The sequence below is a fragment of the Chryseobacterium sp. OV279 genome (assembly GCF_900128945.1).
GTDB lineage: Bacteria > Bacteroidota > Bacteroidia > Flavobacteriales > Weeksellaceae > Chryseobacterium.
The window spans coordinates 1,499,969-1,520,514 of record NZ_FQUD01000001.1 but is presented as its reverse complement, the minus strand read 5'-3'; the positions used below and the strand labels follow the sequence as shown (position 1 = coordinate 1,520,514).

19 protein-coding genes are annotated in these 20,546 nt (G+C 36.1%); 14 read left to right on the top strand and 5 right to left on the bottom strand.

What is annotated here, in order from left to right; genetic code table 11:
* The first annotated feature begins 80 nt into the window (after positions 1-80).
* The 3 genes from BUA72_RS06775 (at position 81) to BUA72_RS06765 (ending at position 4,900) form a co-directional block, all read left to right on the top strand.
* Positions 81-1,205, top strand: a complete 1,125-nt coding sequence (locus BUA72_RS06775; RefSeq protein WP_072922292.1) for a helix-turn-helix domain-containing protein — start codon at positions 81-83, stop codon at positions 1,203-1,205.
* 149 nt (positions 1,206-1,354) lie between these two features.
* On the top strand, positions 1,355-2,401 hold the full coding sequence (locus BUA72_RS06770) for a serine hydrolase domain-containing protein (RefSeq protein ID WP_072922291.1): 1,047 nt from the start codon (positions 1,355-1,357) through the stop codon (positions 2,399-2,401).
* A 96-nt stretch (positions 2,402-2,497) separates the two neighbouring features.
* On the top strand, positions 2,498-4,900 hold the full coding sequence (locus BUA72_RS06765; RefSeq protein ID WP_072922290.1) for a hypothetical protein: 2,403 nt from the start codon (positions 2,498-2,500) through the stop codon (positions 4,898-4,900).
* Positions 4,901-5,025: 125 nt separating this feature from the next.
* Here the strand turns inward: BUA72_RS06765 and BUA72_RS06760 are convergent, their stop codons facing one another.
* Positions 5,026-5,589 carry an REP-associated tyrosine transposase gene (locus BUA72_RS06760; RefSeq protein WP_072922289.1) on the bottom strand — a complete coding sequence of 188 codons (564 nt, stop codon included), beginning with the start codon at positions 5,587-5,589 and terminating at the stop codon, positions 5,026-5,028.
* Positions 5,590-5,874: 285 nt separating this feature from the next.
* Here BUA72_RS06760 and BUA72_RS06755 point away from each other — a divergent pair, with 285 nt between their 5' ends.
* From BUA72_RS06755 to BUA72_RS06715, 9 genes are all read left to right on the top strand, one after another.
* Positions 5,875-7,758: a type VI secretion system Vgr family protein gene (locus BUA72_RS06755; RefSeq protein WP_072922288.1), complete on the top strand. Its 1,884-nt coding sequence runs from the start codon at positions 5,875-5,877 to the stop codon at positions 7,756-7,758.
* A gap of 92 nt (positions 7,759-7,850) precedes the next feature.
* Positions 7,851-9,395: a PAAR-like protein gene (locus BUA72_RS06750; protein WP_072922287.1), complete on the top strand. Its 1,545-nt coding sequence runs from the start codon at positions 7,851-7,853 to the stop codon at positions 9,393-9,395.
* 5 nt (positions 9,396-9,400) lie between these two features.
* On the top strand, positions 9,401-10,114 hold the full coding sequence (locus tag BUA72_RS06745; RefSeq protein WP_072922286.1) for a hypothetical protein: 714 nt from the start codon (positions 9,401-9,403) through the stop codon (positions 10,112-10,114).
* Positions 10,115-10,193: 79 nt separating this feature from the next.
* Entirely contained in the window at positions 10,194-10,769 is a 576-nt protein-coding gene (locus tag BUA72_RS06740) for a hypothetical protein (protein WP_072922285.1), read from the top strand.
* Positions 10,770-10,789: 20 nt separating this feature from the next.
* The gene (locus tag BUA72_RS24115) at positions 10,790-12,463 is read left to right on the top strand and encodes a hypothetical protein (RefSeq protein WP_083544127.1); all 1,674 of its coding nucleotides are present in this window, start codon (positions 10,790-10,792) and stop codon (positions 12,461-12,463) included.
* Complete coding sequence (locus BUA72_RS06730; protein WP_139259557.1) at positions 12,460-12,951, top strand: hypothetical protein; 492 nt, start codon at positions 12,460-12,462, stop codon at positions 12,949-12,951. Before BUA72_RS24115 ends, BUA72_RS06730 begins: the two co-directional genes overlap by 4 nt.
* Positions 12,952-12,991: 40 nt before the next feature.
* Positions 12,992-13,867, top strand: a complete 876-nt coding sequence (locus BUA72_RS06725; protein ID WP_072922283.1) for a hypothetical protein — start codon at positions 12,992-12,994, stop codon at positions 13,865-13,867.
* A 130-nt stretch (positions 13,868-13,997) separates the two neighbouring features.
* On the top strand, positions 13,998-15,590 hold the full coding sequence (locus tag BUA72_RS06720) for a hypothetical protein (RefSeq protein WP_072922282.1): 1,593 nt from the start codon (positions 13,998-14,000) through the stop codon (positions 15,588-15,590).
* Entirely contained in the window at positions 15,583-16,569 is a 987-nt protein-coding gene (locus BUA72_RS06715; RefSeq protein WP_072922281.1) for a hypothetical protein, read from the top strand. The genes BUA72_RS06720 and BUA72_RS06715 overlap by 8 nt, the downstream gene beginning before the upstream one ends.
* Positions 16,570-16,585: 16 nt before the next feature.
* Here BUA72_RS06715 and BUA72_RS06710 read toward each other — a convergent pair whose 3' ends face one another.
* On the bottom strand, positions 16,586-17,290 hold the full coding sequence (locus tag BUA72_RS06710) for a transglutaminase-like domain-containing protein (RefSeq protein WP_072922280.1): 705 nt from the start codon (positions 17,288-17,290) through the stop codon (positions 16,586-16,588).
* A gap of 292 nt (positions 17,291-17,582) precedes the next feature.
* On the opposite strand from BUA72_RS06710, the gene BUA72_RS06705 reads away from it, so the two are divergent.
* Both BUA72_RS06705 and BUA72_RS06695 read left to right on the top strand, forming a co-directional pair.
* The gene (locus BUA72_RS06705) at positions 17,583-17,870 is read left to right on the top strand and encodes a hypothetical protein (RefSeq protein ID WP_072922279.1); all 288 of its coding nucleotides are present in this window, start codon (positions 17,583-17,585) and stop codon (positions 17,868-17,870) included.
* 226 nt (positions 17,871-18,096) lie between these two features.
* The gene (locus BUA72_RS06695; protein ID WP_072922277.1) at positions 18,097-18,648 is read left to right on the top strand and encodes a hypothetical protein; all 552 of its coding nucleotides are present in this window, start codon (positions 18,097-18,099) and stop codon (positions 18,646-18,648) included.
* 168 nt (positions 18,649-18,816) lie between these two features.
* On the opposite strand, the gene BUA72_RS06690 is transcribed toward BUA72_RS06695, so the two are convergent.
* From BUA72_RS06690 to BUA72_RS06680, 3 genes are read right to left on the bottom strand one after another with little or no spacing between them, the layout of a single operon-like run.
* Positions 18,817-19,053 carry a hypothetical protein gene (locus BUA72_RS06690; RefSeq protein WP_072922276.1) on the bottom strand — a complete coding sequence of 79 codons (237 nt, stop codon included), beginning with the start codon at positions 19,051-19,053 and terminating at the stop codon, positions 18,817-18,819.
* 55 nt (positions 19,054-19,108) lie between these two features.
* Positions 19,109-19,783, bottom strand: a complete 675-nt coding sequence (locus tag BUA72_RS06685; RefSeq protein WP_072922275.1) for a hypothetical protein — start codon at positions 19,781-19,783, stop codon at positions 19,109-19,111.
* Between the two features lie 12 nt (positions 19,784-19,795).
* Positions 19,796-20,446, bottom strand: coding sequence for a hypothetical protein (locus BUA72_RS06680; protein WP_072922274.1), 651 nt, complete (start codon positions 20,444-20,446; stop codon positions 19,796-19,798).
* Positions 20,447-20,546: the final 100 nt, after the last annotated feature.

The window sequence follows — 20,546 nt, the reverse complement described above, 5'->3', positions numbered from 1 at the left end:
ACCACAGCCCAATATTTGATAAATGATTACCACCAATCATTTCTCTTTATCACTTATATCCTATTTTTGTAAAAAAACTAATGGACAAATTAAGTTTTCTGGAAGTTATTGCTGCGATGGCTGTTTTTGTATCGCTGCTGCTTGCCGTATTTTTATTAACGGTAAAAACAGAAAGAAAACTGGAAAACAGATTATTTGCAGCGTTTCTTATCATTAATGCCATTGATATCAGCGGGCTTTTTATGCACCTTTTTGTGGACAGTTATAACCTGAAAGCTTTCAAAATATCTGCTTACTTATTGGTCATGCCGCTTTTCTATCTGTACGTGAATGCCGTCTGTTATTCTGATTTCACCTTAAAAAGAAAGCACTTACTGCATCTTATTCCTTTTATTGTTGTCAATTTAATTTTAGTTCCAAGACTTTATCTGGCAGAAGGTGCTGCTAAAGAACAGTTCTTTACAACGATGTGGAGCTCTCCGGAAATGTTGGTTTATCAACTCATTGGGGAACTGCAGTTTTTCTTTTATATCGTCGGCGTATTCCTTGTCCTTAAAAAATATAGGGAGATTTATCTTGAAAACTATACCAATCCCAACACTTTGCTATACAAATGGCTGTCTCAGCTTACCGTGATTTTCTTAGTGATCCATGTATGTATTATTTTTAAAAACATCGTAAGATACACCCAGCATAGAGATCTGTTTATCTGGCTGAATATTGTGGCGGGAACGGTATTTTTACTGGCTGCCTGTTGGTTTATCTTAAAGGCATTAAATTATCCTGAGCTTTTTCGCAGAATTGATTCTACCTTACAGCCGGCAAAAGATTTTGCTGAAACGCTGGAAACTGAAAATAAAACCAACGAAACCAAAAGTTCTCAGATCGAACAGCTTAAAAAATTCATGGTTGAAAAAGAACCTTTCTTAGAGCCTTCATTAACGATTCAGGAACTGGCAGATCAGGTGAATATTCCGGTTCGTGAGTTGTCTGTATTAATTAACCATCACCTCAATCAGCATTTTTTTGATTTTGTGAATGAATACCGCGTTAAAAAAGCAATGATCCTTCTGAAAGATCCCTCGAAAAAAGAATATACGGTGCTGGAAATCTTATATGAAGTGGGTTTCAATTCAAAATCTTCTTTTCACACTTCATTTAAAAAATATACGAACCAAACGCCAACAGCTTTCAGAAACAGTTGATAATTAATTCATTGTAAATAATCGGACTGTGGATTGCAGATAATCGGACTCATTGTATTGATTAAAATGAGTCCTACTTTTTTATATGGACTTTTTTCAGGATTCTCTACAGCATATTTGCATCAGAATATCAAATTAAAATTCTGACCATGAAATATGTGACCCTTATTTTATTTTTTGCCTTACTTGGGTGTAAAAGTGTTCAGCCCATCAATACACAAAATGTTGAACATGCGATTACAAAAAATGCGCTTCAGTTATTAGAAGATAAAAGATTTCATTCTGTTTCCATTGCCGTGCTTAAAGATGGACAATCCACCATCAAACATTTTGGAGAATTAACGATTGGAAAAGGAAACAAACCCAACGATTCTACCCTTTATGAATTGGCTTCCGTCACTAAAACTTTTACAGGTTATATAGCCGCTAAAGCCGTGCTTGATCAAAAAATCAATCTAGAGGATGATATCAGAATCTATCTTGACGAACTTTATCCCAATTTAGAATTTAAAGGCGAACCTATCAAAATAAAACACCTCATCACCCATACCAGTGGATTTCCTAATTTTCCGATAAAAAGCGAAAATAAAAAAGCCTTTTTTGAAGGATTAAAATTCATCAACATTGAAACGAAACCCGGAGAAGTCTACTCCTATTCAAACACGGCTCCGGAGCTGACCGCCTATATTCTTGAAAAAGTCTATCAGAAATCTTTTGAGGAACTGGTCATTGAATTTGTGTTGAAACCCAATACCATGAATCAAACCAAGTTTACACTCAATGAAAATGACAGAACAAGACTGGTAAAGGGCTATAACGATAAAAACGAGTTAATGCCCAACTTCAACAGAACTTTATGGGGTGGAATTTCAGGATTGCATTCTACCACTACGGATTTGGTGAAATATATGAAACTGCAACTTGACCCATCAAATCCTGTTGTCAACGAATCTCATAAAAAACTATACAAAGAAGGTTCTGATTTTTGGGAAGGGTATCATTGGTATATCATAGAAAATGGTAATGGATTAATGTACAGACATCACGGCGGTATCTACGGAATGCAGAACTGGTTTGTGATTTATCCTAAACAAAATATAGGGATATCCATATTGACCAACACCAGCTTTAATGAAACGGGAGAAATTTTAGAAAAAGTAGTGGATAATTTGTATAAAGACATCAATATAAACTAAAAAAATGCTCTTTTTCTTAAATAAGAAACCAAATATCAATTCTCCAAATCATTAAATGACTACATTAGCACTGAATTAAAATGCGCTAAGATTTCTATGAAAAATATATTCTTTGTATTGCTTATTTCAACGGTACAACCTGTACTGGCACAGACTAAATTAGAAAAAGCAATTACCAGTCTTGAGAATAATTACGACCAGGAAAAAGTATACTTACTTACCGATAAATCACAATATGCAGCGGGTGACAAAATTTGGTTTAAAAGCTTTGTCTTTGATGGATATAACCGTTCTGCATTATCCAATACTCTATTTGTAGAACTGTACAGTGCTGATAAAAAATTAATAGACTGGAAAACAATACTTCTGACCAATGGTGAAGGCAGCGGAGATTTCCAGCTGAAAGAAAGCCTTCCTGAACAGGTGTATTTTGTAAGAGCCTATACGCCTTACATGACCAATTTCAACGAAGATTTTCAGATTGTTAAAACGATTCCGGTTTACAATCCAGACTCTCCTGAATCATTAGTAATTGCTAAAAGTTCTGACTGGACTGCAAAAGCCTTTCCGGAAAGCGGAAATTTCATTAACGGTATGCCTACAAAATTTGCCGTAAGATTGTCAAGCGCTACTTCCCTACCGGAAAACTGGACCGGAAAAGTAATCGACACACAAAATCCCAACGTCTCTATCACTACATTTAAATCTTTTGATAAGAATGTCGCCTCTTTTAAAATAACTCCCGCTTCAGGAAAAAAATACCAGGCTGTCATTCAGGACAATACCGGGAAAAGTCAGACGATAGATTTGCCACAGGTCGCAGAAAGCGGTCTCAGCTTAGAAGTTTACAGTTCTAAAGAGGGCGTAAAATACACCTTAAAAGGTGTCAATTTAAAACAACAGCTTCAAAATTATAAAGTTGTAGGAACCATCAATAACCATCTTGCTTACAAAGCCAATATCAACAATTTAACCAATGAAGCGACAAGTCTTATTCCCACAAAAATAAGCAATGGAGCTAACTGTATTCTACAATTAGCCATTTTTGATGAACAGGATAATCTGGTGGCCCAAAGACTTTGCTTTATAAAACCTGGCCAATTAAAGATTGAAAAAGCCGAAATTGTAGCCCAGAGCATAAAACAAACCCCAAGATCTTTCAACAGCATTGATCTTTCTCCTGAGTCCTATTTTAAAAATTATACTGTTTTAGTCAGTGAGGATAATGGCACCCAGAATCCGGAAGAAGAAAATTTACTGAGTGGACTTTGGCTAACGGGAGATTTTACGACTAAAATAGACAGCCCGGCACAATATTTCTCAAAAAACGCCAATACGGAAGCTTTGGATGCGCTCCTTATTTCCGAAAAGTGGCAAAGATTTGACTGGAATTCTGTGCTTAGCGGATCTGTACCCAACATTAAAAACAAATCTCAGCAATATCTGTCTTATAAGGTAAAACCTATTCAAAATGGTTCTATGCTGGTCAACTCTACGATAAGCTTAATGCTGAAATTAGGAAACCAGGAAGCAGCTCTTAATCAGTTTCAGACGGATCAAAACGGATATGCTTACCTCAATAATCTTAACTATGATGAACCTTTGAATGTTTCGTTATTTGTTAATTCAGAAAATAATAAAGAATCAACTACCGATAATTTATTCGTTACAATAGAACCGTTAGTAAATCCCACATCATTTACAGGCAATTTCCCGGGTACCAAATATAAACTGGTAAAATCCTCTGGAAATAAAACCATTTCTGCAACGATTTCCAGAGCCATCAATACTCAGAAAAACATTAAAAAGACAGCAAATGCTGAAGTACAAATTGAAGAAGTAAAACTCGTAGGAAAAAAGACAGATCCAAAAGAAGATTTAGACAAAGAACTGTCTACTGGAATGTTTAGTTCCATGAATTCTACTATATTCGACTTTGTGAATGAAGACCAACATGTTGCCGGATCCGCTAATATATTAGACTGGCTACAGGGAAGAGCTGCCGGTTTGACATTTCAAAGAAACAGTTCAGGCGTCAACGTCCCTTACATTCGCGGCCAGCAAGCTAAGCTATATTTAAATGAAACCCTTAGTGATGCTTCAATGATTGCCAACATCCCGCCAAGCAATATTGCAATGGTAAAAATTATTAAAGGATCAGGATTAGTAGGTGATGCAGTAGCCGTCTATACCATGAGAGGCAATATGAAACCTAAAAGTAATGAAAAAGGAACGCCGAAGAACAATTCATCTGTCATAAAAGGATACGATAAACCTTCGGAATTTCCAATTGAAATGCTGGATAATGATGATCCTGCAAAGAAAATTGAAAATGATTCTCGCGAAACGCTGTACTGGAATCCTAATTTATTTGACAGCGATTATGTTCCTCCAAGAATTAAATTTTTCAACAACGACAGCGCCAAACAATATAAAGTATTGATCATCAGTTTTGATGAAGATGACAATCTTTTGTATGATCAACAAATATTTAAATAATATATTTTTCTATAGTAAAAAGCCTTTCAATTTTCTTGGAAGGCTTTTTTAATTTATCCAATCTTTTAAATTCATATCCAGTTACCGCACGAATCCTTTCGTGTGGTTCTAATATTTAAGTAATATCAATCAAACATTCCAAAAACAACAATATCATCTAAAAGTCCTTTTCCATCATAATAATCTATTGCACTGCTATATCTATAATCTTCCGCGCGGAAAACCAAACCTGCTTTTACAGGATTTTGATGTACATAATTAATCTTCTGGCTAATGACTCTACTACTCCATAACTCAATAGGTTGATTATCATGTCTCCAAAACTGATATTGAGTTACATTTGAAGTTTTTGAACCTTCTTTAAGGAAGAAATCTAATAAAAACTCTTTTCTGCTTTCTGTAGAATTTTCTTTGATTGCTGCCACAATTTCTTTGCTTGTAAATCTTTTTAAATCACCAATCAGACTTTCAGGTTTCTGGCCATTTATACTTCTGAAAACTAAGTGTACATGGTTTGACATGATGCACCACGCATGTATTTCCAATCCTTTATTCTTTTGGCAAAATCTTAAACTTTCTAAAAAAATTTCTTTGTATTCATCTCTGGTAAAAACATACAGCCAGCCTACAACAGCAAAGCTTATGAAATACAATCCTTCAGGATTGTGGAATTTGTAATTACGACTCATCAATTATGTTTTTTTAAAGATAATTTTTTTTATAAAACCACAAAATGTAATGGTAAGAAATAAAACCACATGAAAGGATTCGTGCGGTAACGGTGTACTTGCTAAACTAAAATTCCCTCAATTTTCAATACTTTTTTAAATCATCACTCTGAAGCACTTTATGCCTGATTTTCAGTCAGTCGTAGTTTTACTACAATTTAAAAGATTTAATGAGAATTTAAATTGTTTAGTCTGTTTTTTATCTAACTTAGGTGACATAATACCAAATAAAACGCACCAAATATTATGAAAAACACCTCAAATTCTGAGAAAGTTTCAGAAAACCATATTTCGGGGATCAACCGTGTGGTAAAACTGGACATTGTGGTTGAGGGCAAGGCTGTCAATCACTTTAAACACTTTCGTTTACAGCAGAGTGCAAGAAAGCACCATGATTTCGAACTGGTATTGGCTCATGATTCTTTAGGCGAAGCACAAAATCACAACCTGGAACAGGCCCAAAAGTTTTTAGGAAAAAGAATCACCGTTGTTTTTAAATATAAGGATGCTGAAAATGAAAGCCCTGAAAGAACATTTGTAGGTCTCATTACCAAAGTGGCGTTTAGTCAGGAAAAAATGAGTCTGGGAAATATTGTCTTAAAAGGAAAAAGTCCCACTATTCTGATGGATTCTGCTCCGCATACCCAAAGTTTCGGAGGAGGTCAGGAGGTGAATACCAACATCATTGCCACCCGGATTATCAATGAAACATTAGGCTCAAATAAATTTGATTTCAGGATAGATACCCAAAACAAAAGTTACATCAGTTACACTTCACAATACAACGAAACCCATTACAATTACCTTACACGGATTGCGGAAGCCTACGGAGAACAGTTTTATTATGACGGTGAAATTCTTCATTTCGGAAAACTCCCCACTTCTGAAAAACCTATCCTGCTGGTGTATGGAAGCAATGTCAATGATGTGAATGTAGAGTTGAAGGCCGTTCACACCAAACCGGAATACTTTGGCTATAACAGCAGCAGCCACACTAAAATGGTTGGCGTTGATGATTCTGTAAAACATTTGGGAGAATTATCTTCCAAAGCTTATGAACTGAATGACAGTATTTTTACCACCCGATCATTGACCCCCACTCCTATCAACGCCAATATGTTCCGCGATGTGGATGATTCCCAAAAGAGTGCAAGGGGAAGTAAAGCGGTAGAGGTTTTTACAGTTTCAGGACATACAACAGTTCCGTTCCTCTATATTGGTTGTGTGGCAGATTTAGCCATGAGAAAGACTGACAGCAATGACACCTCGCATTTTACAACGCTTATGATTACGGAAGTGAGCCACGAGGTGGATGCAAGAGGATATTATACCGGAAGTTTTGAAGCCATCGCTGAAGGCACCGGTTTTATGCCAAAACCCGATTTTGAAATGCCTAAAGCTGAACCGCAGGTAGCTACCGTGATATCCAATGTAGATCCGTTGAATCAGGGAAGAATACAGGTCCGGTTTGACTGGCAGTTAAATGATACTACCCATTTTATCAGAATGATGAGTCCTGATGCAGGCGGAACGGATGCCATAACACAAAACAGAGGTTTTGTCGCGGTTCCCGAGATTGGTGACCAGGTCATGGTGGGATTTGAATACCATAATCCCGATTTTCCATTTGCCATGGGTGGAATGTTTCATGGGCAGGTAGGTCTGGGCGGAGGTATAAACAATCATTTGAAATCTATACAGACGAGAAGCGGCATTAAAGTTTTAATGAATGATGCAGATAAAAGTGTAACCATTAAAGATCCCAGCGGAAATACTTATTTTATGGACGGTCAGGGAAATATTAACGTTACTGCGCCTAAGAATATGACTTTTACAGCAGGAGAAGATATGCACATTTCAGTGGGAAGGAATATGACCACTAAAATTGGGAAGGACAGCAACATGCATATTGGAAATGATCATACTGAATCTATTACAAAGAGATACACACAAACATCTGAAAATAAAACCATTACAGTTAAGCAGGATCAAACAGAAAGCACCGGTAATAAATTCAAAAGTATTTCCGGAGAAGCCGATATACAGACCTCTAAAGGCGATTTAAAATTAAGAGGATCATCATTAGCCGTATTCCAGGGAGGAAAAGATGTGAAAGTAAGTAAAGGCTAAATGTATGACGGGTGATGAAAATAAATTTTCATTGGTTACCAGCGAATGCAATTCTGACCTTAACAATTGAACCCAATCCAAAACATTAACGCATGGAAGATCAAAATACTTCAGCGCATGATCAAAAGCTTTCTGAAAAAAGAGCAGAAAAAGAACAGAAATCCAGCGAAGATTCTCCTTCAGAAAAGAGAGAAATGGTAATGCATGGAGCAAAGTTAAAATGTCCTCATGCTAAGGTACCGGGAGACCTGAAAGTTACGTCTAACGAAATCAATCTTCAGGATCAGTTATGGGCCACAGAAGGTGATGGAAACAACATGGTCAACCTTCAGTTTAAAGGAACTTGCGGGCATCCAAAATGGCCTGCCCAAAATATGTCTCCTCCTCCCTGTATGAGCGTTATAAAATTAAGTCCATGGGAAAATCTGGGCAGTACTAAAGTTCAGAAACAAACGGTATTGGTGAAAGAATCCTTTATTTTTTGTGACCCTACTCCGAATGCTGCTTTTGCAAAACCTATTCCACTGGAGGATAGAATTTTAGCAGCACTTGATGATACCTATACCGTTTCTGTTTTTTATAATGATGTGAAAATAGAACCAGAATCTTTTACTTTTATTTCACCGGAACCTGTGATGCCTAAAATCAGAATTGAAGTCTCTATAGGAAAGGACTGTATCCATAAAAGTTTGCGGTTCAGATTAAAGACAGAATTTAAGTTTAAGGCAAGTGCAACGCTCTACGACAGAAACGATGTTGATTATTTTCCTGCAAAGTCTGATGGCGGAAATGCTTTCATGATTGCCAATATAGGGAAAACGAAATGGGATGTTGATTTTCGTGGACTATTCAGAGGAGGTACTGCAACTGTAGAAATATGGAATGAAGCCAAAACTTCTATTTTGAGTAGCTTTCAGTTTTATATAAGAGGAAAAAATCCTACAAAAGAAGTCGTAAAAAAATATTTTACGGACAAAGGATATTTATCAAAATACTGGTTTATTTATAAAATGGCAGTTAGCGAATCAGGAAGCGAAGGTATTACATTAATGAAACAATTTTGGGATCCTGAATTTGTGGGTAAAGGAAAAAATAGAAAAGAAGCTGTATATGGACCTTCCGGTAGAAATTCTGAAAGTAAAGGAATTCCAAACTATGGTTATCCTGATGGTTGGGGAATATGTCAAATAGACTTTAAGTATGAGAAAAATAACCTAAGTACAACGCCTGCAGAATCAAAAAAAGTAATTGAAAACCCAGATTACATCTGGAATTGGAAGGAAAATATAGCCGTGAAAATGAATATAAAATTACCTGAAAAAATACGCGCTGCAGTTAATCATATTCGTCGTCTTTTGAAAAATACCAAACAGTTAAAATCCTATTCCATTGAAGAAGGAAATTTAACGTATAAAACATGTCCAAGTTCAGTACCAGAACTCCAACAATTTAGTGGGTACTTACCTGACACATCTGCAAATCAGAATGAAAAATCCATCTTAGATGCAGAAATCATTAAATTATACAATGGCGGACATTACATTGTTGGAGTTTCTAAAGACGGAATACTGAGCATCGAGCAAAAAAATAGTTTGGGTTTTAATTATAATGAAAGAATAGGAAAAATCAACGAATAATATCTATGAAAACATATCATCTAATCATATTATTTTCTCTAATATTTTCTGTACATAATAATTGTTCAGGTAAAGATGCACATACTCATCTTCCAGCCAATGATAGTAGAATTGAACAGGAAACGCCATCAGATTCTTTCACTTTTATTATTCCTGTAAAATATAATAATAAAGAATACTCTATTCAGGTATTATGCGAAAGGGATGGTATGAACATAAACATTTCAAGTATTACAGGCAATCTTCCTTTGCCTAAAGAATTTTATACGATATTGCAGGACAATTTTGGCTTAGCAACGGAACTTATTAATCCTGATTACAAATCTGCTTACGAAAATTATAAAAATTTGAAATTTAAAAGGGCAGATTTTGTAGAATATGAAAAAAAATATATAAGAGATTTCTCTTCCAAACTTTTATATATTTTAGATATTGACCAAGATGGTTATGATGACATTCTCCTTCTAAATCTTCAAAACAGTATGCATGATAATGATGTATATGCTCTGTTTAAAGGAAGCAAAAATGGAATTTCATTTGAAGAAAATTTCTTTGATAAAGCAGCATTCTATGGATGGGACAAAACAGGAAAATACGTAATAACCGGAGTGAGTGATACAAAGGAAAGAAAGCTGTATAAAAATAAAATTGTTGGAGGCCAGCTGAAGACCATTGATCAATGTACAGAATATGCAGTATCAGATCAACTTTGTTGGTAGATAAATATCTTTTGAGTGTTCAGGAAAAACAGAAAACAGCACGGGTAAAAATGGTGAATTACTTATTGAATATACAAAAATGAAAAGCTTAGTTAACAGTTTGATAGTATTTTTCTTTGTTCCTGCTTGTGGGCAAAAGGCTGTTCACGACAGCCTGAAAGTATATTATCAGGATTCATTGACTGTACATAAAAATTTTAAAGACGGAACCGTACCCCATAAACTTACCGTAAAAGTCATTAATCCCTGTAATGCTGAGAAAGAAAGATTTGACGGAGTGGTAACCATTATCAGCGCCAGCGTTAAAAATAAAAATTACAGCGACAGTGTCGTGTACAGTTATCCCTATGCACAATCCGGTTTAATCAATTTAAAAACCAATAATATATCGGATCATAATATCAATAACCATCAGGCGGTCTTCATCCCTTTTACCTATTGCGGAAATTGGGATAATGATACAAAAGTCTCCTACATCATATTTTACAATCATAAAAAATACCTGTATCATATAAAATACCATTGTGGAGAAGATGATAAATGTAAAATCAATGATAATCTGGATATTACATTAAAAGATTTACCCGAAAAGTTAAAATTAAAAGTGATTAAAGACCTGGAAACAAAATATAATAAGTCAAGTGATTTTCAATAATCAGCTCAAAATAAAACGTCATGAGTGAAGAACAAGAACAAGGAAAAGATAATTACTCCGCAAATCCCAATCAAAAGGTTTATGATACGCCGCACCAGGTGGATCATGAAGTGAATGTGGTGAAAATATATTTTGCAAGACAAGTTCCTAAAATGACCTGGGAAACTAAAGAAGACACGTACACGGTAAAAAATGGAGGATCCGTATCTGATGTAAAAAAGAGATATGAGAAAAAAGGAAGAAGGAGCATTCAGGCAGATAAAGAAGATTCTGTAAAATTAAAAGCAAAGGAGTCGGTAAAGATTACCTGGGAAGAAGAAGTGCAGGCGAAAAAAGCGGATGGAAGTCCCGATTTTGATTTTGAGAAAATAAACAGCACCACTATTAAAAAGAAGGTATGGGTGGTCGCCCACTGTGAAGGAGCAAGCGGAAAGCTCTCTGTGGAAATTCATGAAAATAAACTGACAAATCCGGAAAATGTATATGATAATCCCGTCAAGTTTTTAGATGGAGAAGAGGAGAAAAGCAAAATTGAATTCACCATCAATGGAACACTGATGTATTCAAAAGAAATAACGATGCGCCCGAAAAGCGATGAAGATTTAAAAAAACTGATCGATAAACTGAATAAAAGGGATGATACAAACGCGTTCTTGTATTTCAAAGCTGAAGTAACAGGAACAGAAGATCAGGTGAAGTTTCCGGATGAAACGCATGAGTTTTTAAACAAAGACAATGACAGGTTTGAGATCAGATACTGCAATTGTGGAAACAAATATGATATTACCTGTACCCGGTACAGCAAAAGATATGGACCCGCCTACTGGGGATCGAAAAAACTTGAAAACTATTCCGATTGGGATACATTAATTGAAGACAAGAAAATTACGGCTGAAGAAAAGGCTATTCTGGTGGGAATGTCTGAGAATGAAGGTAAACTGGATTCTGTTCAGTCCTATGACTGGGACCTTTCGGGTGAACAGATGATACTAACCGCAGGTGCCATGCAGAAAACAGTAGATCATACCGGAAAAGGTGAATTTACGACGCAGGTTGAAGAATTTAAAGCCCAGCATCCTGAAAAGTATGACGAATTATTTGTATCATGCGGATGGACGGTGGATTCAGGGATTCTGTATTATAAAGATCCGGCAGATCCTAAAGCAGAGAAAATCACAGGAAATACTTTGTCCAATAAAATCAGAGAAAATTGTAAAGAATCTTTATTTGGAAAAACAGTGGAATGTAAGCCACTGCAACCGATCGTGAATGCCGTTATTGATAAGGTATTTCAGGAAAAACAAGTGGTGGATTTTATCAAAAGGTTAAAAGAGGTAGTACTTCCTTTGACACCTACAGGTTATTCCTATAAACTGTCAGATTATTTACTGTCAAAATTAGGAAAAGCAACTGCATTGGATCATCACATTAACAGGCCTGGGTATGTAGAAGACGATTTCGGTGCTGCATTAGGCCGGTTTTTTGCCAAAAAAGATGCCAACACAGCCAAAGAAAACAAAACCAAAAAAGAAGGTGAAAAATTAGAAAAATTATCAAGAAACCCTGCCGATTGGGGAGATATGCATGGGAAATATGAGAAGGAAATTCTTGATGATTACGGGAATGCAAGAAGAGGTACCGATATGGACAAACGCTATGAAAAAATGGAAAAAAACGCAAACTTATCATCATGAAAAAAATAACATCCATTCTAATGATTTTAATCATTTGTATTACCTGTGGAAACACAATGTCCCAGCGAAATCATGATGAACAGCAGAATCAAACGGTGAAGAAAGACACCATCATTAAGCTGAATAACAATATATCCCTGTATTATGCTTCCTATAACAGCCCTATGAAACTATGGTATAATCTTCATATCATTCATCATAAGAAGAAGATAAAAGTGGGTAAAGGGAGTGACTTCAAAGGTACCGGAAGTGAACTCTTTTCTTCCCTGTCCCCTAATGCAAAATATGTAGTCGTGGACGGCATTATCAAAGAATATGTACATGAAAGTGTGAAGGACAGTACCCTGCACGAAAACTATACCTGTGCCATTATTGACATTAATAAAGCAAAAATAATTAAGCAGCTGCAACAGGACTGTGATGGATCATGGAACAAAAAAAACCAGTGGATTTCCTCCGGAGGGAAAGTGGTTTTTACATCAAAATAATGGTTGAATCAGCAGTAATAAGTTATAAAAGGAGTTAATTATGGAGCCCATATTTCCGATCAATGTTAAATTAAACCTTGTAGAAGGAAAAAAGTTTTATCGCTATACCTATAATGAATATACCACCATCAATGGGGAAACGCACAGAAGTGAGCTCAATAAAAATTTCCATATCACGCTGAGGCTTTTGGAAGAAGAAGAAGAAAGATTTGAATATCATATCGAAATTTTTGACAGGGTTCACAGGGATAAGGAACTGTCATTGTCTGAAAAAGATTTTTTAGCCAGAATTGCAGAGATCAATGATGATGTAGTGCTCATAACGGACGGATATGGCCGTTTAAAACACGTACAGGGACTGCCCATTCTTCAGGATAGAGTGGAAAAAACAGTGGAAAAGCTCTCCCGATCGTATGTAGGCAGAAAGGCAGAGGATTTTTATATGTTTTTAAAAGATTTTTACCAAAAGGAACATTTAGTGGGTACGGATTTTTTAAAATATAATCATTTTGGACTGATCCTCCACCCATTTTATGGAAGATATGAAAAGGAAAATCAGGTAAAGCATAGGGTGCGCTACCGTAATTTTATGGCCAATACCATAATAGATATAGACGAGCGTGCAGAACCGGAGGCCATGCGCTATGATGATGAATTATTACTGGTGCAGTATACCGGAAACATCCCTTCGGATAAAAATTGGGAAATGTTTTACGGGGAAATGAAAAGAAAGGAAATTGCTTATAACAGTGAGACAGATTTTCCAAAACTGGACAAATATAAAGGGCAGATTTTATTAGATTTTAAAACCAAAGAAGTGTTGGAACATAAACTGACCATAGAATTTTCCCTGGGAGACAACTACCAAAAGAAAATCATCTATCATATCAAAGAAATAAGCCATGTAGAATTATAAAAAATAAGATGGATTGAAGAAAAGCCAGACTAGCTGAATGAAAAATTTGGCGGCCTAAGCATTCTCATTTAATAAAAATAAAATCACAGATCATCCTCATCAGGAAATATTAAAAAAGAAAAATCTTAAAATGGCGACACGTATTACCATAACAGACACAGGGCAGACGCAAACCTTAAATGGTCCATTGGCTCCGGATACTCCCGATGATTCATTGCAGCGTATCAGTGCCGTTTATTTTGCCAAGAAAGTAACAACCGACAACGGAACAAGAGTCAGTTTTACAAAAATTGATTCTGCTCACGTGCAGCAGGATCATCAAAATCAAAATATTCCATACGATTCCATATTGGGAAAAACGGTGTATCTGATCATGGAGACCAGCAATATGCAGACCTTGAGTATAGATGCGGTGATAAGACCTTCAGCCAATACCATGACAGAAAATACGGATACTTTACAGCTTATGCGTTTTGTTTCTCCTAACCGGTATGAAGTGCAGAGGCTGTTTACGGTACAGGTAGGAAATTTTGATGCCCTTAACAACAGAGACGGCAGCCATGCTCATTATACCAATTTACAGGCTGATCATATTAACAAAGCCATTATTAAGCTGCAGCTCAGACCGGATGGAAGAGCTACTTTTGATGAATGGACCAGAAGACTGGCAGATGGCAGTATTAATCTGGAAGTGGCCGTAGAAAGAACCGATAATAATCCCTGTGCCTATAAAGATGGACAGGAAGAAGTAAACGGAGCCGGTGTTTTCTTAGATGATGATACAGGGAGATTCAGAGTCGTTAATAAAAATATATACAACATTCATCATGGCAGCAATACGTACAATACGCTGCCGGAGATCAGTACGAATCCATCGAGAAGAAGACGGATACAGAAGGTTGTGAATGCCCACTCTACTGAAGTGATTTTCTTTTATTACGACCAAAACGATAATGAACACAGGATCTGTGCCCGAACGAAAGAAAGTGTAACCCGAAAAAGAAGAGTCAATACCATTCCGCCTCTTGCCCAAAGAGGAGCTCTTTCACAAACCATAGATTTTACAGCGAACAGAGCAGCCGGAGAACAGATCGATGCGCATCAGTTGCTGGTGTATGCCAACGGAACCCTGGGCGATGGAGCCACCGATAAATGGTACGCCAATCAGCCGGGAAATGTAGACTTAGTCGATATGGATATTTTAGCGAATGCAGGTGTGGGACCCCAGATATTTGAAGCGTTCAACTACAATCAGAATGGAGTGATCATCCGGTATGGATTTCAGCATACCAGAAGAAGAAGTATTCAGCCGGATTTATTTGCAGGTTTCTTAGGGTCATTGGCGCAATTCAGACAGGAAGGGCACAATCATTATATCGTATCTCAGGGGTTTTCTTATTCTGATGCGTCGTGCTATCCCAGCGCAGAACACGTGAACGGAGAAGCGGGAGATCTGAATTTATTAACGACTCAGGAAAATGGGACCAATACAATCCTTTCAGCAGCAAATTTTGATTATGATAATGCGGTGATTCTCCGGAACATTCTCTATGATTTTGGATTTATATTAGGCCGTTCAGAAAATTTTTCTAACACCGCAAATGCCAGTACGGCAGACAATGCTAATACACGGTTGCCTCACACGATCCACACCGCTACACCAAGACATAATAATCATTTACATATTCACGGTTTTGCTCAAATATCAGATATCTATGTTTAAAATTAATATCGCTTTTTTCAGCAGTTTGTTTTTCCTTTTCTCCTGTTACAGTAAAGCTCAGACAGAAAATAAGGCCATACAAACAGAAGTACATTCAACGGATAAAGGATCGTTTTCTTTTAACACCAATAAGGCTGACTGTATCACGTTGCCGTTTGGATATTCGGATATTTCAAAACGAATAGCCGTGGACTCCATTCTGCCAGCCATAGAAGATAAAAATAAACTGAAAGAACTCAATGCATTACAATTTGAAAAAGTAATAAAAAAAGATCTTGTATCACTTCCTGAAGAATATGATATCCTTATGCCATTCAGCGCTACTGTCAATGAAAAGTATGATAAAATTAAAATAGCTTCTCATTTTTTGTGTTACAAAGACTTTTCAGTATACTTTATGGCCGTCTATAATACCTTTCGTTACGCCGAACCGTTCATTGAAAAGATGTATTTAGTGTCAGCCAAAGACGGCAAACTGATTGATATGAAGAGAATCTATCTGAATCATCAGGGAGAAATGGGATTTGCCAACTATACCTTATTTAATATCGATAAAAATTACATCATTTCTCTCCAGGATTATGAGTTGACCGAAAATCCTTTTCAACTAAAACCTTTACATCAATACCAGATTCTTCCGTCCGGAAAATTCGTCAGATACTTTGATAAAGATGGTCCTTATAAAAATAATGAAGAACAGGGTCTAGTGAAAAATCATCATAAGGAAGGAAAATGGATAGAATCGAAATCAAACGGATCTATGGATTTACAAAAATATCCGGAATTTACAGATCCATACACTTATCTGGAAGCAGAATATAAAAACGGTTTACCCGCCGGAACATGGAAATTTTACAAATTACTGCAAAAATACAGTGAAGAAACAGGCGAACCTCTATTGAATACAAGGAAGAAAGGATCATTGATCTATACTGAAATGTATAAAGAGAGCGTGTTGGAAAAACGGGAAGTTCATTAACGAATGTCTGGTTTTTTTACTGCTTTCCGTTTCTAATCCTTTCGACGTTATTATTCATGATATGTCTAACGATATTCCGGAAAATAAAGCGTTTGAAAGCGTTGAGCTTCTGCTGATGTTTTGAATACAATTCATCGGGTGTATCAAATACCCCAAAATCCTGATTGATCCCTTTATCCTGAATAAATGTATTGTTGTTATTCCATTCGATTGGGGGATTTTCAAAATTGTCTGTATAAACTCCGAAGCCACAAAAAGTAGTTTTGCAATCCCTATTCTGTTCCTGTAATTTTTTGAGATAGGGTTTGTCTAAAATCACACCCTCTAAGAAATACCATTGCTCATTGATCCATACTTCAACCCAGCTGTGTAAGATGTTTTTTGGTGAAAGTCTATACCAAATACCCGTAATTGCTCCTTTCTGTAATGCCTTATCAATGGTAAACCCGTGAATACGGTTGGGCACTCCTGCTGCTCTTAATAAAGTCATAAGTAAAGTTGCTTTTGTATTGCATTGTCCGTAACCGTCTTTCAGTACTTGCGATGCGGGAATATAATCAGAAACGTTGTAGCCAAATTTTATTTCATCTCTTACAAAATTGTAAATGGCTTTCACTTTGGAAACAGGGTCTAAATTTCCCCACCTTCTTTGCTTCAACAGCTTTTGTATGGACGGATTTGAGTAGTCAAGGATATCTGTTTCTTTAAGATAATTTTTCATAGCGCTTTTGTTTCAGAACAAAACTAGATAAAGAGCGTATGCAATGCTATTGCAAACCCCTCCGCTGGCGCGAGCGTCACGCTCGTTGCCCATTATTACATTAGAGGCGACTTTCTTGTCGTATCAGGCACGAGCAAGATGCTCGCGCCAGCAGTGGGATAAATAGATGTTATGACTATGATTATTATAGTACTGCATATAATTCTACGATAAACCTTAAATCTATCTATTACGCTAAGGTTGTATTTTTTATCTTTTTTTACTAATTTTGAAATAATCTTAACTAATTACTATGGATGATTTATCAGATGATTTCATCAAGTTTCACGATGAAATTATATGTGAAAATGCACAACTTAAAGCTAAAATAGAAGCCCTAGAAAATTTAGTAAAATCTTCTATATTTCTGCTATTTGATACTCCCAATTATAATCAATTGATAAAAGAATATGTATCTAAACAAGCTAGTCACTTCGATGATATTTCACGACAGAAGCAAGTTTATGATATTCTCTTTAGTACAGGTATAAAACGTGATTATCAATTTAAGCTTAATCAGCTGCTTGAAGAATTAAAATGATTTAGATTTATCCATCGCTGGTGCGAGCATCTTGCTTATTGCCAATTTTTACATTACTAATTTAAACGCAAAATATAATGAATGGTTTGAGAATTTCTCACTCTCAAATCTTTTATAACTTGTTAACTTACATTTCTGCGCCAACAGAGCTTTCCACAACAAACCTATAAAAAACTCATATATTTTTTTTACAATCATAATTTTCTCTAACATTGCAAAAAAAACCATGAAAAACTCAAAACTAGTTTTAGCAGCAGCTTTAATGCTATTCTCGGCTGTGAATGTAACGGCTCAAAAAAAGAAATCAGCAGCCCCATCACAACGCGGGCCGATGGAAATGCCTAAAGATGCTGAAGTTCAGGTCATGGCCGGAGGCGAGAAAGCCATAAGCTATTATTATAAGACCAACGATCGGGTTACCTTTACCTATGATGCCAGCTATAAAAATGCAGATGTATACATTACGGAAGACGGTACCAAAAAATTAATGTACAAAGCCAAACTGGATGGTACAGGTGTTGATACCCAGCTAAAAGCACGAATCTATCATTATAAAATATACAGTTTAGATCGTAAAACCCTTTTATTCACCTACGAAACTGAAACAGCAGTTACCAGCTTAGTAAAAATGATTGCTGTATCTCCGGCAAAAACCTCTACCATTCTGGATTTCTCCCAAGCATTCGGACCTGATGAATATACGATAGGTAAAACAGAAACGTTTGAGAAGTTTCCCATTTTCTTATATTATTCAATATTTAATGCGCCGAAAAAGTAGCTGCATTATTTAAACAAGATATATACAACCTCTGAATTCTCCTGATTTTGGAGATTGTGATTTTTAATCCTTGTCAAGGTTTAAAACCTTGACAAGGATAATCATACTGCGTATTCTTACCTATCAGGCACAAGCAGGATGTCAGCGCCGGCAGAGAATAAGTTTTTATTACCTCCAGGAATTCATTTCATAGTTTGAAAAGTTCACCTTCATATCTTCTATCCTGCCTTCAAGGGCTTTGATGCCAGTATGCCTGTATTTTTCCTTCTCAGATTCGTTCAGGGTATATACGATATCGAATCCTGGGGCTGGTTTGGCAATAGGGACAGACAGTACAATACGGCTGTCCTCTTCATAAATATAGTATTGCCATTCTTTTTGTTCGAGTAATTTCTTTCCGTTCATACTTTAAGTTGATTTTGAATACATCATTTGGTATTGGTTCAGGATAACTATCTTTTTACACCTTGTAATGACAGATACCTTCTAAAAACAACAGATACCTACCTGGCTGATATTCTCCGTAGGAAAACAGATAGATGGCCTCATTTCTCTTTACATAATGAATTTCCAATCCCTCTTCAGAGAGATACTTTTCAACAAAGCTGTTAACCAGACTGAACGTGCTTTCTTTGATGATGGGATTAAAACTTCTCTCCCCTATTTCTTTTTTTAATCCCCGTAACGGATGGTTGTAAAAATCCATCAGTTTGACCGTTTGATTTTCAATTGCAAAAACATGTTTAAGTGCTTTTTCTTCCTCTCCGTCAAATAATTTCCGCCTGATCATTTCAATGTTTTCCATCATAGCAGGATATAATGATATGCCCCAAACGATATCCTGCAGCATTTTCGCATAGTCTGTATTGGCTTCTTCACCAAGAAAATTCCTTACAACCATGATGCCGATTGGATATTTCTGATAGGCCTCATTTTCCGTATATATTGTGTGTTCATCAATGACCGTTTTTTTTATATCCAGCAATTGACGGTAAAAAGAAATGTTCATGGAATTATCGGGAAATTGTTCGTATTCTTCTTTGGCCTGCGCTAAAGCTTTTTCAAGAATTTCACGATAGTATTTTTTCGTTAACCGGTCTTCCAAATCTATATAAATTGAGGTGTTCTTATCCATTAAAGCTTTGTTTTAGATAGATACATTGGGACTATTTTTCTCTGCTTCATCCATATTATAGGCAATTCTGTTATCCTGGCTTATTAATGGCCTAAAAATATCCCTATATACATTGAATCTGCTTTTGTCATAATGAACCAGTACCGGAAATAACTGACTGGCCTGGTAATATCTTTTGTTTTGTAAAGCATTTTGAATGGCCTGTTCTATTTCCTTTAAAAGGGGCCCGCAATCTTTCTTTAATAGAAAATCCTTCAGGTTAGATTCAAAAAACCGGTCACCATACAGAAGTAAAAACTGTTTGATATAAGGAAATAATTCCTGTTCGTTTTTTCCATTGAGCGTTGAAATGTACAATGCATTGGTGATGATATCATATACATTATCCTGATGATGGAGTCTGTGGGGTTCAAAACTTTCTTTTTCGTCCCATTTTTCAGCAATAAAACGGTCAAGGAGTTCAAATCCTTCCGGAATGGACCACGCCAGAAGAATAAGCATAGCCTGATAAGCCATATACCGGTCTTCATGGTGAAGAAGGTGTTTTAATTTTTCAATCCTGTCAAAATCTTTTTTTTCAAGGAGTTGCACTTCGCTTAAATCGTATCCTTCGTATCCTTCCTCATTATAGTAATAAAGGAGTTCATGGAGTTCGTTATTCATTTAATCCGTTTTTATGATTGGATTGAACAGTACAGGGAACGTTCTTTTCAATATTTTAAAAATACAAACTTTCTTTTTGATATGGAATTTGTTTACAGGT

What these genes read in the sequence shown, in the direction of transcription:
- BUA72_RS06775 (WP_072922292.1), top strand. Translation starts at nt 81, where the DNA reads ATGGACAAATTAAGTTTTCTGGAAGTTATTGCTGCGATGGCTGTTTTT.
- BUA72_RS06770 (WP_072922291.1), top strand. Translation starts at nt 1,355, where the DNA reads ATGAAATATGTGACCCTTATTTTATTTTTTGCCTTACTTGGGTGTAAA.
- BUA72_RS06765 (WP_072922290.1), top strand. Translation starts at nt 2,498, where the DNA reads ATGAAAAATATATTCTTTGTATTGCTTATTTCAACGGTACAACCTGTA.
- BUA72_RS06760 (WP_072922289.1), bottom strand. Translation starts at nt 5,589, where the DNA reads ATGAGTCGTAATTACAAATTCCACAATCCTGAAGGATTGTATTTCATA.
- BUA72_RS06755 (WP_072922288.1), top strand. Translation starts at nt 5,875, where the DNA reads ATGAAAAACACCTCAAATTCTGAGAAAGTTTCAGAAAACCATATTTCG.
- BUA72_RS06750 (WP_072922287.1), top strand. Translation starts at nt 7,851, where the DNA reads ATGGAAGATCAAAATACTTCAGCGCATGATCAAAAGCTTTCTGAAAAA.
- BUA72_RS06745 (WP_072922286.1), top strand. Translation starts at nt 9,401, where the DNA reads ATGAAAACATATCATCTAATCATATTATTTTCTCTAATATTTTCTGTA.
- BUA72_RS06740 (WP_072922285.1), top strand. Translation starts at nt 10,194, where the DNA reads ATGAAAAGCTTAGTTAACAGTTTGATAGTATTTTTCTTTGTTCCTGCT.
- BUA72_RS24115 (WP_083544127.1), top strand. Translation starts at nt 10,790, where the DNA reads ATGAGTGAAGAACAAGAACAAGGAAAAGATAATTACTCCGCAAATCCC.
- BUA72_RS06730 (WP_139259557.1), top strand. Translation starts at nt 12,460, where the DNA reads ATGAAAAAAATAACATCCATTCTAATGATTTTAATCATTTGTATTACC.
- BUA72_RS06725 (WP_072922283.1), top strand. Translation starts at nt 12,992, where the DNA reads ATGGAGCCCATATTTCCGATCAATGTTAAATTAAACCTTGTAGAAGGA.
- BUA72_RS06720 (WP_072922282.1), top strand. Translation starts at nt 13,998, where the DNA reads ATGGCGACACGTATTACCATAACAGACACAGGGCAGACGCAAACCTTA.
- BUA72_RS06715 (WP_072922281.1), top strand. Translation starts at nt 15,583, where the DNA reads ATGTTTAAAATTAATATCGCTTTTTTCAGCAGTTTGTTTTTCCTTTTC.
- BUA72_RS06710 (WP_072922280.1), bottom strand. Translation starts at nt 17,290, where the DNA reads ATGAAAAATTATCTTAAAGAAACAGATATCCTTGACTACTCAAATCCG.
- BUA72_RS06705 (WP_072922279.1), top strand. Translation starts at nt 17,583, where the DNA reads ATGGATGATTTATCAGATGATTTCATCAAGTTTCACGATGAAATTATA.
- BUA72_RS06695 (WP_072922277.1), top strand. Translation starts at nt 18,097, where the DNA reads ATGAAAAACTCAAAACTAGTTTTAGCAGCAGCTTTAATGCTATTCTCG.
- BUA72_RS06690 (WP_072922276.1), bottom strand. Translation starts at nt 19,053, where the DNA reads ATGAACGGAAAGAAATTACTCGAACAAAAAGAATGGCAATACTATATT.
- BUA72_RS06685 (WP_072922275.1), bottom strand. Translation starts at nt 19,783, where the DNA reads ATGGATAAGAACACCTCAATTTATATAGATTTGGAAGACCGGTTAACG.
- BUA72_RS06680 (WP_072922274.1), bottom strand. Translation starts at nt 20,446, where the DNA reads ATGAATAACGAACTCCATGAACTCCTTTATTACTATAATGAGGAAGGA.